15 protein-coding genes are annotated in these 13,107 nt (G+C 69.0%); 11 read left to right on the top strand and 4 right to left on the bottom strand.

Annotation, left to right across the window (positions count from 1 at the left end; genetic code table 11):
• The first annotated feature begins 64 nt into the window (after positions 1-64).
• From ABD154_RS10440 to ABD154_RS10425, 4 genes are all read left to right on the top strand, one after another.
• The gene (locus tag ABD154_RS10440) at positions 65-1,201 is read left to right on the top strand and encodes a sensor histidine kinase (RefSeq protein ID WP_344251203.1); all 1,137 of its coding nucleotides are present in this window, start codon (positions 65-67) and stop codon (positions 1,199-1,201) included.
• A complete protein-coding gene (locus tag ABD154_RS10435; protein ID WP_425546727.1) occupies positions 1,194-1,898 on the top strand; it encodes a response regulator in 705 nt (234 codons plus the stop codon). Before ABD154_RS10440 ends, ABD154_RS10435 begins: the two co-directional genes overlap by 8 nt.
• Before the next feature lie 135 nt (positions 1,899-2,033).
• Positions 2,034-3,530: an amino acid permease gene (locus ABD154_RS10430; protein ID WP_344251202.1), complete on the top strand. Its 1,497-nt coding sequence runs from the start codon at positions 2,034-2,036 to the stop codon at positions 3,528-3,530.
• A gap of 110 nt (positions 3,531-3,640) precedes the next feature.
• Positions 3,641-4,603, top strand: coding sequence for an ABC transporter substrate-binding protein (locus ABD154_RS10425; protein ID WP_344251201.1), 963 nt, complete (start codon positions 3,641-3,643; stop codon positions 4,601-4,603).
• 27 nt (positions 4,604-4,630) lie between these two features.
• Here the strand turns inward: ABD154_RS10425 and ABD154_RS10420 are convergent, their stop codons facing one another.
• The gene (locus tag ABD154_RS10420; protein WP_344251200.1) at positions 4,631-5,098 is read right to left on the bottom strand and encodes an NUDIX hydrolase; all 468 of its coding nucleotides are present in this window, start codon (positions 5,096-5,098) and stop codon (positions 4,631-4,633) included.
• A 78-nt stretch (positions 5,099-5,176) separates the two neighbouring features.
• On the opposite strand from ABD154_RS10420, the gene ABD154_RS10415 reads away from it, so the two are divergent.
• The 7 genes from ABD154_RS10415 to ABD154_RS10385 all read left to right on the top strand — a co-directional run bounded on the left by ABD154_RS10415 (position 5,177) and on the right by ABD154_RS10385 (position 11,139).
• Positions 5,177-5,689, top strand: coding sequence for an SRPBCC family protein (locus ABD154_RS10415; RefSeq protein WP_137824655.1), 513 nt, complete (start codon positions 5,177-5,179; stop codon positions 5,687-5,689).
• A gap of 16 nt (positions 5,690-5,705) precedes the next feature.
• Positions 5,706-6,530 (top strand): alpha/beta fold hydrolase, encoded by an 825-nt coding sequence (locus ABD154_RS10410; protein WP_344251199.1) that lies wholly within the window; start codon positions 5,706-5,708, stop codon positions 6,528-6,530.
• Positions 6,531-6,629: 99 nt separating this feature from the next.
• Positions 6,630-7,532: a sulfurtransferase gene (locus ABD154_RS10405; RefSeq protein WP_344251198.1), complete on the top strand. Its 903-nt coding sequence runs from the start codon at positions 6,630-6,632 to the stop codon at positions 7,530-7,532.
• A complete protein-coding gene (locus ABD154_RS10400; RefSeq protein ID WP_344251197.1) occupies positions 7,532-8,011 on the top strand; it encodes a SufE family protein in 480 nt (159 codons plus the stop codon). The genes ABD154_RS10405 and ABD154_RS10400 overlap by 1 nt, the downstream gene beginning before the upstream one ends.
• An 85-nt stretch (positions 8,012-8,096) precedes the next feature.
• Positions 8,097-9,164 (top strand): iron chelate uptake ABC transporter family permease subunit, encoded by a 1,068-nt coding sequence (locus tag ABD154_RS10395; protein ID WP_344251196.1) that lies wholly within the window; start codon positions 8,097-8,099, stop codon positions 9,162-9,164.
• A gap of 95 nt (positions 9,165-9,259) precedes the next feature.
• Positions 9,260-10,273, top strand: coding sequence for a FecCD family ABC transporter permease (locus ABD154_RS10390; RefSeq protein ID WP_425546729.1), 1,014 nt, complete (start codon positions 9,260-9,262; stop codon positions 10,271-10,273).
• Complete coding sequence (locus tag ABD154_RS10385) at positions 10,270-11,139, top strand: ABC transporter ATP-binding protein (RefSeq protein WP_344251194.1); 870 nt, start codon at positions 10,270-10,272, stop codon at positions 11,137-11,139. The genes ABD154_RS10390 and ABD154_RS10385 overlap by 4 nt, the downstream gene beginning before the upstream one ends.
• 38 nt (positions 11,140-11,177) lie before the next feature.
• Here ABD154_RS10385 and ABD154_RS10380 read toward each other — a convergent pair whose 3' ends face one another.
• The 3 genes from ABD154_RS10380 to ABD154_RS10370 are packed head-to-tail and all read right to left on the bottom strand — an operon-like array spanning position 11,178 to position 13,060.
• On the bottom strand, positions 11,178-12,305 hold the full coding sequence (locus ABD154_RS10380) for a DUF808 domain-containing protein (protein ID WP_344251193.1): 1,128 nt from the start codon (positions 12,303-12,305) through the stop codon (positions 11,178-11,180).
• Positions 12,306-12,605, bottom strand: coding sequence for an META domain-containing protein (locus tag ABD154_RS10375; protein ID WP_198498497.1), 300 nt, complete (start codon positions 12,603-12,605; stop codon positions 12,306-12,308).
• Positions 12,602-13,060: an META domain-containing protein gene (locus ABD154_RS10370; RefSeq protein ID WP_198498498.1), complete on the bottom strand. Its 459-nt coding sequence runs from the start codon at positions 13,058-13,060 to the stop codon at positions 12,602-12,604. The genes ABD154_RS10375 and ABD154_RS10370 overlap by 4 nt, the downstream gene beginning before the upstream one ends.
• Between the last annotated feature and the right edge of the window lie 47 nt (positions 13,061-13,107).

The following is a 13,107-nucleotide window of genomic DNA, read 5'->3' as shown; positions in this document are numbered from 1 at the left end:
ACCGGAACGAGATGTGAGGTCTGACCCCTCCAGACGCCCTGACCTGCGTTGCTACGATCGAGCCATGCCGTGGCCCGCGACGATCCCGCGCGAACCCCGCATGTTCCTCAGGCGGTGGTCGCTCTCCGTTCTCGGGGTGCTGTGGGGCGGCCTCCTCTGCCTGCCGCTGCTGCTCGCCGCGTGCCTCCCGCCCGCCTCGGCGCTCTCCCGTCGCGTCCTCACCTGGGAGCGGACCCGGCAGGAGCGGACCCTGGGCATCGTGCTCGCCGACGCCCGGCCGGGGCGCGGCTTCTTCGCCCTGACCGGCCTTGTCGCCCTCCTCATCGCCGTGCCCGTGGTCAACCTCCTCACCGGCTTCGTCTTCGTCGCCCTCGGCGCGCTCATCCAGGGCCTCTTCGCCGGCGGCGGGGTGACGATCAGCTTCTCGCTGTGGACGATGAGCCAGCCGCTGCTCCTCGTCGGCGTCCTCTACGGGGCGGCGAACCTCATCGGCGCGGTCCTCCTCGCCGAACTCGGCAACTGGCTGCACGGGCGCATCGACGCCTCCGCCGGCGAGGTGAGCCGACCGACCGCGGTCCACAGCCGCATCACCGAGCTCATCACCACCCGCCGCGGAGTCGTCGTCGCCATCGACGACGAACGCCGCCGCATCGAACGCGACCTCCACGACGGGGTGCAGCAGAACGTTGTGTCCCTGTCCGTCCTCATCGCCCGCGCCCGCCGGGCCCACGACCCGGAGAAGGCGGCGGCCCTCCTCGACAGTGCGCTCGTCCAGTCCCAGGACCTCATCGACGAGATGCGGGAGGTGGCGTGGCGGGTCTACCCGACCGCCCTCGACGAGCACGGGCTGGCGTCGGTGCTCACGCGCATCGCCGACCACTGCCCGGTGCCGGTGACGATCCTCGAGCAGCCGGCCGGGCGCATCCCGCAGGCCGTCGAATCGGCCGCGTACTTCGTCGTCCGCGAAGCCGTGACGAACGTCGTCAAGCACGCCGCCGCCTCGGCGATCACCATCCGCGTCCACGACGGTGGGACCGCAATGGTCGCCGAGGTGGTCGACGACGGCCGGGGAGGCGCTGACCTGCGTGGGGGCGGGCTCCAGGGCCTCTCCCGGCGGGTCAGTGCGCTCGACGGCCGACTCGAGATCATCAGCCCGGTGAGTCAGGGCACCACAGTGAGAGCGGAGATCCCCTATGACTGACCCCACCCGCACGAATGCGCCGACGTCGACGCCGGCGAGCCGTGATGCGCTGCGCGTCGTCCTCGCCGACGACGCCGTCCTCCTGCGGGAGGGCGTGCGCAGTCTCCTCGAGGACGAGGGGATCTCCGTCGTCGCCTCCGTCGATGACGGAACCCAGCTGCTCGCCGCCGTCGATGCCCTGGCCCCGCAGCTGGCGATCGTCGACGTGCGGATGCCGCCGACGCACACGACGGAGGGCCTCGAGGCGGCGCTGACGATCAAGCGCACCCACCCGGACATCGGAGTGCTCGTGCTCAGCCAGTACGTCCTCCACGAGTACGCGACCGAGCTGCTCAGCTCCGAATCGGTCGGTGTCGGGTACCTGCTGAAGAACCGGGTCACCGACATCGACCGGTTCCTCGACTCGGTCATGCGCATCGCCGCCGGCGGCACCGTCATCGACCCCGAGGTCGTCCGGCAGCTCCTGCGCACCTCGGAGCGGCAGTCGACGCTCGAGGCGCTCAGCCCCCGGGAGCACGACGTCCTCGCGGCGATGGCCGAGGGACTGTCGAACCGCGGCATCGCCGAGCGCCTCTACGTCTCGATCAGCTCGGTGGAGAAGGCGATCAGCGCGATCTTCGACAAACTCGACCTCCAGGCGGGGGAGACGACGAGCCGTCGGGTCGCGGCGGTCCTGCGCTTCCTCGACCGGTCGTGAGGGCGGTGGGCTCGCAGCCCGGGCGCGAGTGCCGATGCTCAGGCCATCCTGCACGCACCGCTCCCGTCGCCTTCATGTGATAAGAATGGCCGGGGCCCGCAATCGGGACCCGACCGAATGCGAGCAGGGGACACAATGCAACAGCCGGCCACCTCGGCGACGACCACCCGGAACGAGAACTCCCGGGAACTCAAGCGGGGACTGCGGTCGCGTCACCTGCAGATGATCGCGATCGGCGGCGCCATCGGCACCGGCCTCTTCCTCGGGTCGGGCGGCACGATCTCCCAAGCCGGCCCCGGCGGGGCGCTGCTCGCGTACGCCGTCATCGGGGTCATGGTCCTCTTCGTCATGCAGTCCCTCGGCGAGATGTCGACCCATCTGCCCGTCGCCGGGTCCTTCCACACGTACGGCTCGAAGTACGTCAGTCCCTCCTTCGGCTTCGCGATGGGCTGGAACTACTGGTTCAACTGGGCGATCACCCTGGCCGCCGAACTCGTCGCCGCCGGCGTCATCATGTCCTTCTGGCTGCCCGACGTGCCCGCATGGATCTGGGCGGCCGTCTTCCTCGCCCTCCTCACCGGCCTCAACTTCCTCTCGGCCCGCGCCTTCGGCGAAGGGGAGTTCTGGTTCGCCGCGATCAAGGTCACCGCCGTGCTCGCGTTCCTCGTCCTCGGCGTCCTCATGATCGCCGGCATCATCGGCGGCAGCTCACCGGGACTGAGCAACTGGACGACGGGGGAGGCGCCGTTCGTCGGCGGGTGGGTCTCGATCATCTCCGTGTTCATGATCGCCGGCTTCTCCTTCCAGGGCACCGAGCTCGTCGGCGTCACCGCGGGCGAGTCCCGGGACCCACGCCGCGACATGCCGCGGGCGATCCGGACCGTGTTCTGGCGGATCATGCTCTTCTACATCGGAGCGATCGTCGTCATCGGATTCCTCCTGCCCTACACGGATCCGTCCCTGCTCGCCGCGGCGGACAACGACGACATCACCGCCTCCCCGTTCACCCTCGTCTTCGAACGCGCGGGCATCGCCGTGGCCGCGAGCGTGATGAACGCCGTCATCCTCACCGCGATCCTCTCCGCCGGCAACTCCGGACTCTACGCCTCGACCCGCATGCTCTATGCGATGGCGAAGGACGGCACCGCCCCACGGCTGTTCGCCCGTCTCAACGCCCGCGGTGTGCCCGTCATGGCCCTCTTCGCGACCGCCTTCATCGGGCTCTTCGGATTCCTCACCGAGGTGATGGGCGACGGGGCGGCCTACACCTGGCTCATCAACGTCTCCGGTCTCTCCGGGTTCATCGTGTGGATCGGCATCGCCTGGTGTCACTTCCGGTTCCGTCGCGCCTACGTCCGCCAGGGTCACAGCGTCGCCGACCTGCCCTACCGGGCGCCGCTCTTCCCCATCGGGCCGATCATCGCGCTCATCATGCTCATCGTCGTCGTCGCCGGACAGAACATCGAAGCCGTCGTCGACGGCCGCGTCCTCGAGGTCGCCTCCGCCTACATCGGCCTGCCCGCCTTCCTCCTCGTGTGGGGCATCTACCGGCTCGTCAAGGGCCGCCCTGCCGGACTCGTGCCGCTGGAGAGGGTCGACGTCGACGGGCTCGAGATCAGACCCGAGCGCTGAGCGACCCGAGCGCCGAATGACCCGATCACCGAGCGACCCGATCGCCGAGTGACCCGATCGCCGCACCGTCGATTAAGCTAGGCTTGCCTAAACTTCGACGAAAGAGATCCATGCGCAGAATCCTCGCCCCCATCCTCGCCTCTGTCCTCCTGCTCACCGCGTGCTCGGGCGGCGGCACCGGCGATGCGGAGACGGCCGCTGCCGGTGCCACCGTCGACACGAAGTTCGGCGCCGTCGAGGTCCCCGCCGACCCGCAGCGCGTCGTGGCTCTGGGCTGGGGCGATGCGGAGACGGCTCTGGCCCTCGGCGTCCAGCCCGTCGGCGCCTCCGACTGGGTCGAGTTCGGCGGTTCGGGAGTCGGACCGTGGGCGGCGGACCTCTACGACACGCCTCCGGAGATCATCGCCACGCTCGAACCCGACTACGAGGCGATTGCCGCACTCGAGCCCGACCTCATCCTCGACACGAAGAGCTCGGGCGAGCAGGAGCGCTACGACCGCCTCAGCGAGATCGCCCCGACGGTCGGCCCGCCCGAAGGCGGCGACAACTACCTGACGTCGATGGATCAGCAGGTGACGATGGTCGCCGAGGCCCTCGGCGAGGAGGAGAAGGGCAAGAAGCAGCTCGAGGACCTCGACGCCGAGTTCGCAGTCGCCCGTGACGCCAACCCCGAGTTCGACGGGAAGTCCGTGACGGTGGCGGCGAAGACCTCCGAGGGCTGGGGCGCCTACATCAAGGGCACCGAGCGCGTGCAGTTCATGGAGAACCTCGGATTCACCCAGTCCCCGACGATCGACGGACTCAAACCCGAGGGCTTCACGGTCCCGGTGTCGGAGGAGAAGCTCGACGACCTCGACGCGGATATCCTCCTCGTCTTCCCCATCTACATCCCCGACACCGAGGTGACCGATGATCCCGCGTTCCAGCGGATTCCCGCGGTCGCCGACGGCCGCTCGGTCGTGCTCACCCAGGACGACGACGAAGTGCGCAAGGCGTTCTCGCTCAACTCCGTGCTCTCGGCGCGCTATGCCGCCCAGACGATGCCGGAGCTCCTCAAGCCCGCGGTCAAGTAGCGGCCTGCGGCAGGCGGCGGGAGACCCTCACCGGCTGTTCTGCCGCTTCGCCGCATCGGCCCGCCACGCCTCGAGGCCGACGTCGATGATGCGGGCGTGCCGGATGCGCGCGAGCGCGGGAATCGAGATCCACTCGGCCCTGTCGGTCGTGCCGTCGACCTCGAGGGTGCCGAGGCTGCCGCCGAGGATCCGCGCGAGATAGACGACTCGCACACCTTTGAAGGGGCGCCCACTGCGGCGGTGCTTCTCCGTGAAGCTGTGCGTCGTCAGCGGGCGGAGGAGCTCGGCGTCGAACCCGGTCTCCTCCCGGATCTCCCGCACAGTGCCGTCCTCGATGCTCTCCTCGTAATCGATGCCTCCGCCCGGCAGCGTCCACAGGGCACGGTTGGGCTCGCCACCGCCGTTGAACCAGCTGAGCAGGATCTCATCGCTGTCGTTGACGATCACGGCGTAGCCGGCGACACGCGTGTCGTATTCGGAGAAGTGCAAGTCCATGTCCACACCCTACCCATGAGTTCGCGGCGCCCTCGGCGCGGACTTCCCAATTCCCCTCCCCGTGCCTAGGCTGAGGCCATGGCCGACACGCGCGCAGCCCGCTCCCAGACCACCTATCCCGGCGACAAGATGTCGAGCACCCGCGTCATCGCAGCATCACCGGCGGAGATCTTCGCCGTGCTCGCCGATCCCGGCCGCCACCAGGACACCGAACCCGGCGACTGGGTGCGCTCGGCGATCTCCGCCGAACCGATCACCCGCGTCGGGCAGGTCTTCTCGATGAACATGTTCCTCGAACAGGCCGGCGGCGCCTACCGGATGGACAACGTCGTCACCGCCTTCGAACCCGACACGGCGATCAGCTGGGATCCCGGCCAGGACGACGGCACGGGCGACGTCGCCGTCGGCGGGTGGCGCTGGCGCTACGACCTCGCGCCCGTCGACGGGGGCACCGAGGTGACCCTGACCTACGACTGGTCGGGGACGACGCAGGCGGTGCGCGACGATTTCGGCGGCTTCCCCGTCTTCCCGCCGGCCTTCCTCGACGCCTCCCTGGCCGCGCTGGCGAAGACGGTGACAGGGCGCCGCTGACGGGTAGGCTGGTGGCGTGAGTGAGATCGCCAGCAGACGCATCGGAGACACGGGGAAGCTCATCGTCTTCCTCCACGGACTGTTCGGGCGCGGCAAGAACTTCGCGTCGATCGCGAAGGCCCTGAGCCCGGAGTTCTCAAGCCTCCTCATCGACCTCCCCGATCACGGGGAATCGGCGTGGACGGACGCCTTCAGCTACGTCGCGACCGCGGATGCCGTAGCCGCCGCCATCACCGAGGCGACCGATCCTGAGGATCGCCCCGTCCACCTCGTCGGCCATTCCCTCGGGGGCAAGGTCGCGATGGTGCTCGCACTGCGCCACCCCGACCTCGTCGACCGCCTCGTCGTCGTCGACATCGCCCCGAGCGGCGGGGGAGACGTCGGCACGTTCGACCACCTGCTCACAAGCCTCGCCGAACTCGACCTCGACACCGTGTCCTCGCGCACCGAGGCGGATGCGGCCCTGCAGGAGACGATCCCCGACCCCACGGTGCGCGGCTTCCTCCTGCAGAACCTCAGGCCGGATGCGGGCGGCTACGCGTGGCAGCCGAACCTCACGATGCTGCGGGCGAACCTCCCGGTCATCGGCGGCTTTCCGGAAGCGTCCGACCTCGTCGCTGCGGACACCGGTGCACGGCAGTTCCCCCGCCCCGTGCTCTGGGTCGCCGGCGCGGAATCGGACTACATCGACCGCGCCCAGCTGCCGCTCATGCGCTCCTTCTTCCCCCGGACCACGCTCGTCACCGTCAAGGGATCGGGCCACTGGGTCCATTCGGAGAAGCCGGAGGCGTTCGTGACGGCCCTGCGGACGTTCCTCAACCGACCGGAATATGCTGGCTGAACACGGCGTTGTCGCCACAGAGGACGCTGCACCGACCGCCGAGGCGGCCGCAGCGGCCTCGGACACGCTGAACTGACATCGATCCCACAGGAGGAACGCGTGAGCGCACCCATCGACCAGACTCCCAAGTTCGCCGACTACGCCGACGGATCCCGACTGGTGAGCACCGACTGGGTGGCCGAGCATGCGAGCGATCCCGGCGTCGTCATCGTCGAAAGCGACGAGGACGTCCTCCTCTACGAGACCGGCCACATCCCCGGTGCCGTCAAGGTCGATTGGCACACCGAACTCAATGACCCCGTCTCCCGCGACTACGTCGACGGTGCGGGGTTCGCGGCGCTCATGGCCGCCAAGGGGATCTCCCGGGACGACACGATCGTCTTCTACGGCGACAAGTCCAACTGGTGGGCCGCCTACGCGCTCTGGGTGTTCTCGCTCTTCGGCCACGCCGACGTCCGGCTGATGGACGGCGGCCGGGCGAAGTGGGAGGCCGAGGGCCGGGAGATGACGACCGAGAAGCCGCAGCGGGAGGCCACCGACTACCCGGTCGTCGAGCGTGACGACCAGACGCTGCGGGCCTTCCTGCCCGAGGTCAGGGACGGGCTCGGCACGCGCCCGCTCATCGACGTCCGCAGCCCCGAGGAGTACAGCGGCGAGCGCACGCACATGCCCGCGTACCCCGAGGAGGGTGCCCTGCGCGGCGGTCACATCCCCGGGGCGCAGTCGGTGCCGTGGGCGAAGGCCGCGAACGAGGACGGCACCTTCCGGACCGTGGACGAGCTGCGTGCCATCTACACCGACGGGGCGGGTCTCGGCACCTCCGACGATGTCATCGCGTACTGCCGGATCGGAGAGCGCTCGAGCCACACGTGGTTCGTCCTCCAGCACCTGCTCGGCTACGACCACGTCCGCAACTACGACGGATCGTGGACGGAGTGGGGCAACGCGGTGCGCGTGCCGATCGCCACGGGCACCGAACCGGGCGAGGTGCCGGCACGCTGATGGCTGCGGACATCACCACCTCCGACCTGCCGGACTCGCTGGCCGAGATCGTCACCGACTTCGCCGAGACCGAACCGGCCGAGCGGCTCCAGCTGCTACTCGAGTTCTCGAGCGAGCTGCCCGAGCTGCCGGCGAAGTACGCCGATCATCCCGAGCTCCTCGAACCGGTGCCCGAATGCCAGTCGCCGATCTTCCTCGTCACCGAGGTCGACGACCCCGCGAGCGGAGAGCAGGCGACCGTGCGCCTCCACTTCTCCGCCCCACCGGAGGCGCCGACGACCCGCGGGTTCGCCGGCATCCTCTCCGAGGGCCTCGACGGGCAGTCCGCTGAGACGGTGCTCTCCGTCCCCGCGGACCTGCCTCTGCGGCTGTCGCTGACCGCAGCGGTGAGCCCGCTGCGACTGCGGGGCATGAGCGGAATGCTCTCGCGCATCCAGCGTCAGGTTTCTGAGAGGATCGGCAAGATCACATCCGCATGAGCGCGGAGGCGGTTGGCTGAGGGACGCAAGTGGGCTAGATTGTGGTTAGCCTGTCCTTAATCAATCGACCTCCGAGGATCTTCCGATGACTGCTCTCGCCACCCCCGCCTCGGCGACAGCAGACTCCTCATCGAAGCCCTCGACCTCGGCCGCACTCAAGGCGAGACGGGCCATCGGCCTCGTCATCGCGCTCGTCGCCCTCGTCGTCGTCATCCTCGCCTCCCTGGCGATCGGCACGCGGGACATGCCGGTCTCGGAGGTCATCGGCGCCTTCGTCGCCCCCTCCGGCAGCGACGATCAGCTCGTCGTCCTCGAGCTGCGGTTCCCGCGGACCGTGCTCGGCATCATCGTCGGCATGGGACTGGGGCTGTCCGGGGCGCTCATCCAGGCGCTCACCCGCAACCCGCTCGCCGATCCCGGCATCCTCGGCGTCAATGCCGGGGCGTCGTTCGCCGTCACCGTCGGCATCGGATTCTTCGGCATCACCTCGATCAGCGGCTACGTCTGGTTCGCCTTCCTCGGCGCCCTGCTCGCAACGACCGGCGTCTACGTCATCGGCTCCGCCGGGCGCACCCGCACGGTCGATCCCATCCGTCTCACCCTCGCCGGGGTCGCCGTGGCCGCGGTGCTCACGGGACTGACGAAGGGCATCCTGCTCACCAACGAACGCGCGTTCGACGCGTTCCGCTCGTGGGACGTCGGCGCGATCGCCGGCCGCGACTTCGACACCGTCTCCGCGGTCGTCCCGTTCATCGCGATCGGCATCGTCCTCGCCTTGGCGCTCTCGCACTCGCTCAACGCCGTCGCCCTCGGTGACGATCTCGCCGCGAGCCTCGGCACCTCGGTCAACCGCACGCGGATCCTCTCGATCATCGCCGTCACCCTCCTCGCCGGAGCCGCCACCGCCGCGGCCGGTCCGATCGGCTTCATCGGGCTGATGATCCCGCACATCGCGCGGTGGATCGTCGGCCCCGACCAGCGGTGGATCCTCAGCTATTCGCTCATCCTGTCCCCGATCCTCCTGCTCGCCTCCGACATCATCGGCCGTGTCGTCATGAAGCCCGGTGAGCTGCAGGTCGGCGTCGTCACCGCGTTCGTCGGCGCCCCCGTCCTCATCGCGCTCGTGCGCCGGAAGAAAGCGAGCGGCCTGTGAGCCCGACATCGGCAGCCGCAGACACCGGCCCGGTCCGCGAACTCGTCCCCGGCAAGGGCGCGGCCGCGGGGGAGCGCATCGACTTCGGTCGGCCCATGGCCCGGGTGCTCGGCCACCGCATCGACGTCCGCGTCGTCGTGGCCGCCGGCATCGTCGCGTTCCTCGCCCTCGTCTGCGGCTTCTTCGGCCTTCTCCTCGGGGAGTTCTCCCTCACCCCCGCCGAGGTGTTCGAAGGTCTCTTCGGGATCGCTGACCAGCGCATCGTCAACACCGTCGTCGGCGAATGGCGGGCCCCGCGGATCGTCGCCGGCATCGTCCTCGGGGCCGGCCTCGGCGTCTCCGGAGCCGTCTTCCAGTCGCTGACGCGCAATCCGCTCGGCAGCCCGGACATCATCGGCTTCTCCACCGGCGCCTACACCGGCGGCATCGTGACGATCATCTTCTTCGGCACGAGCTTCGTCTCCACCGCCTTCGGCGCGATCCTCGGCGGCATCCTCACCGCCGTCCTCGTCTACGTCCTCACGTGGAAGGGCGGCGTCCAGGGCTTCCGGCTCATCATCGTCGGCATCGCGCTCACCGCGATGCTCAGCGCCTTCAACACGTGGCTGATCATGCGCGCCGACCTCGATCTCGCGATGGCCGCCGCCACGTGGGGCGCGGGCACCCTCAACGGCATGGGCTGGTCGACGATCCTGCCGGCGACGATCGCCACGATCGTCCTCGGCATCGCCTGCGGACTCTTCTCCCGCGACCTCGGCACGCTTGAGCTCGGCGACGACACCGCGAAGGCCCTCGGGGTGCGCAACGAACCCGTGCGGGCGGCGCTCATCCTCGTCGCCGTCGCGCTCGTCGCCGTGGTCACCGCCGCTGCCGGTCCGATCGCCTTCGTCGCCCTGGCCGCCCCGCAGATCGGGCGGCGCATCGCGAGGTCGCAGGGCACGAGCCTGCTCATGGCCGCCGCCGTGGGCGCGCTCCTCCTCGTCGGGGCCGACCTCATCGCCCAGCACGCCCTGGGCGAGATCCAACTTCCCGTCGGAGTCGTCACCGTGTGCATCGGCGGCGTCTACCTCATCTGGCTACTCGTCCAAGAAGCTCGGAGGGCACAATGAGCGCTCACACCATGGCCGCAGACCGCGCATCCTCAGGGGTCGACGCCCCGGCGCCGCTGATGGCGGAGAACCTCGACCTCGCCTATGACCAGCGCCAGATCGTCACCGACCTCGACGTGCGGATCCCGGAGGGGAAGTTCACCGTCATCGTCGGACCGAATGCGTGCGGCAAGTCGACGCTGCTGCGTGCCCTCGCGCGTCTCCTGCCGCCGGCGAAGGGAACCGTCCTCCTCGACGGCACCGACATCACGAAGCTGAAGACGAAGCAGATCGCCAAGCGCCTCGGCCTGCTGCCGCAGAGCTCGATCGCCCCGGAGGGCATCACGGTCGGCGAACTCGTCGCGCGCGGCCGCCACCCGCACCAGTCGTTCCTCAAGCAGTGGACGGATGCCGACGAGATCGCTGTGCTCTCCGCGCTGCGAGCGACGAACACCGAGGAGCTCTCGGCCCGTCAGGTCGATGAGCTCTCCGGCGGTCAGCGGCAGCGGGTGTGGGTCGCGATGGTGCTCGCCCAGGAGACGCCGCTGCTCCTCCTCGACGAGCCGACGACGTTCCTCGACGTCGCCTTCCAGATCGAACTGCTCGACCTCTTCGCCCAGCTCAACCACGAGCACGGGCACACGCTCGTCGCCGTGCTCCACGACCTCAACCAGGCGTGCCGCTACGCCGACGAGATCATCGCGATGAAGGACGGCGCGATCGTCGCCCAGGGTGCCCCCTCGCAGATCGTCACCGCCGAGCTCGTCCACGACGTGTTCGGCATCGACTGCAGCGTCATCGACGACCCGGTCACGGGCGCGCCGATGATCGTGCCCGGCCCGCCGAAGAAGACCTTCGCCGACCGTGCGGAGAAGGCCAGCGCCTGACGTTCGCGCGGCTCCTCAGCTGAATCCGGGGGTGCCGCCTACCGCTTGTCGGTCACGTCGCCGTCAGGCCCGTCGGTGTCGGGCTGGTTGCCGTTGGTCCCGTCGGTGTCGGGCCGGCTGCCGGTTTGTGTGTCGGTGTCCGACGTGTCCGGTACAGTTCCCTGCGCGCTCCGCGCCTCGGCAGTCCGGGCGGCGGTCGCGGCCGTGTGATTGGCACTGTCGTGGTTCGGCTTCTTCACGAGCTTCTGGATGCCGATCGCGATCGCCGCGACGATGGCGCCCCAGATCGCACCGAGGATGAGCGAGAAGAACGTGTTGACGAGCCAGCCGAGGATGCCGGCCACCTCGGCGGCAGGAGCCTCGAGGCTGTGGACGAAGTCGTAGATGGCGGTGAAGCCGAGTTCGTCGGTGCCGACGAGGATGATGTGGCCGCCGACCCAGAGCATCGCCAGGGTGCCGATGACGGAGAGCCCGCCGAGGAGCTTCGGCATCGACTGGACGAGGAAGCGCCCGAACTTCTGCGTGCCCGGATTCTCCCGCCCGGCGAGGTTGAGGCCGATGTCATCCATCTTGACGATGAGGGCGACGACGCCGTAGACGCCGACGGTGATCGCGAGCGCGACGACGACGAGGATGATCGCCCGCGACAGCAGCGGCTCCTGGGCCACCTCGTTGAGGGCGATGACCATGATCTCGCAGCTGAGCACGAAGTCCGTGGTGATCGCCGAGCGCACGATCTTCTTCTCACGACCGGCCTCATCCTCAGGAGCCTGCCCGGCGGCCTCCTCCTTGTCGTCGTGCGCCTCGACCCAGCCGAGCTTCTCGAAGATCTTCTCGGCGCCCTCGAAGCACAGGTACGTGCCGCCGACCATGAGGAGGGGAGTGAGAAGCCACGGCAGGAACTGACTGAGCAGGAGGATGATCGGCAGGATGATGACGATCTTGTTGAACAGCGAGCCGATCGCGATGCGCTTGATGATCGGCAGTTCGCGCTTGGGATCGACGCCCTCGACGAACTTCGGGGTGACAGCGGCATCGTCGACGACGACGCCGACGGTCTTGGCGCCGGCACGCGAAGCGCCCGCGGCGACGTCGTCGAGGCTGGCCGCCGAGAGTTTGACGAGTGCTGCCACGTCGTCGAGGAGGGCGAAGAGGCCGCCGGCCATCTACTTCTCCCCGCCGTTGTCGCGGATCAGCTCGCCGAGGCGGGTCCCGCTCTGGTCGAAGACCGCGAGGACATCACCGTCGACCTCGACCCGGCGCACACGCCCGAGCCACATCTTCATCCCCGGCGCGGCCATCTGGGTGGTGAGGAACGGGGCGATCACCGCTGCACTGTCGCCATCGGGTTCCCACGTCGTCGCGATGCGATTGGCCCCGTCGCTGCCGTTGAGAGTCCCGTCGGCTGCGAGTGCGAGGAACGCCTTCGAATCCCCGCCCGCCGACCACTGTCCGTCGAGAGTCACTGATCCTTCTCCAATCCGCCGATGACAGATCCCTGCCCGTCCTTGACCGTCATGACATCGCCTTCGATCGTCGCCGTCGAGGCCTTCGACAGCCACGAGTCGACGCCTGCACAGGCCCTCTGAGTGCTCGTGAACGATTCGATCACGACGGTGTCGCCGTCGAGCGTCCACGATGTCTGGATTCTGTTGCAGCCGTCGGAGCCGGCCAGCGTACCGTCGTCGGCGAACTCGAGGAACGGATCGCCGGCTTCGGGCGAGGACCATCTGCCGGTGGGATCGAGTTCCGCGGTGGCGGTCTCGGTCGGAGAGCTCGTCTCGCTGGGTGCCGAACTCGTGGGCGATTCGGCAGGAGAGCCTGTGCTGCACGCGGCAAGAGGCAGTGCCGCCGCAAGGGCGACCGCGCCGAGGACGCGCCTGAGGCCGGGGGACAGTCGGTGCACGCTGAGGGTCGTCATGCACCGATCATAACGGGGAGGCCCGAGAGGTCGATCCTCATCGCCGA

The sequence above is a fragment of the Brevibacterium sanguinis genome (assembly GCF_039528855.1).
In the GTDB taxonomy this organism is placed as follows: Bacteria; Actinomycetota; Actinomycetes; order Actinomycetales; family Brevibacteriaceae; genus Brevibacterium; species Brevibacterium sanguinis.
This window is presented reverse-complemented; position numbering and strand designations above follow the sequence as displayed.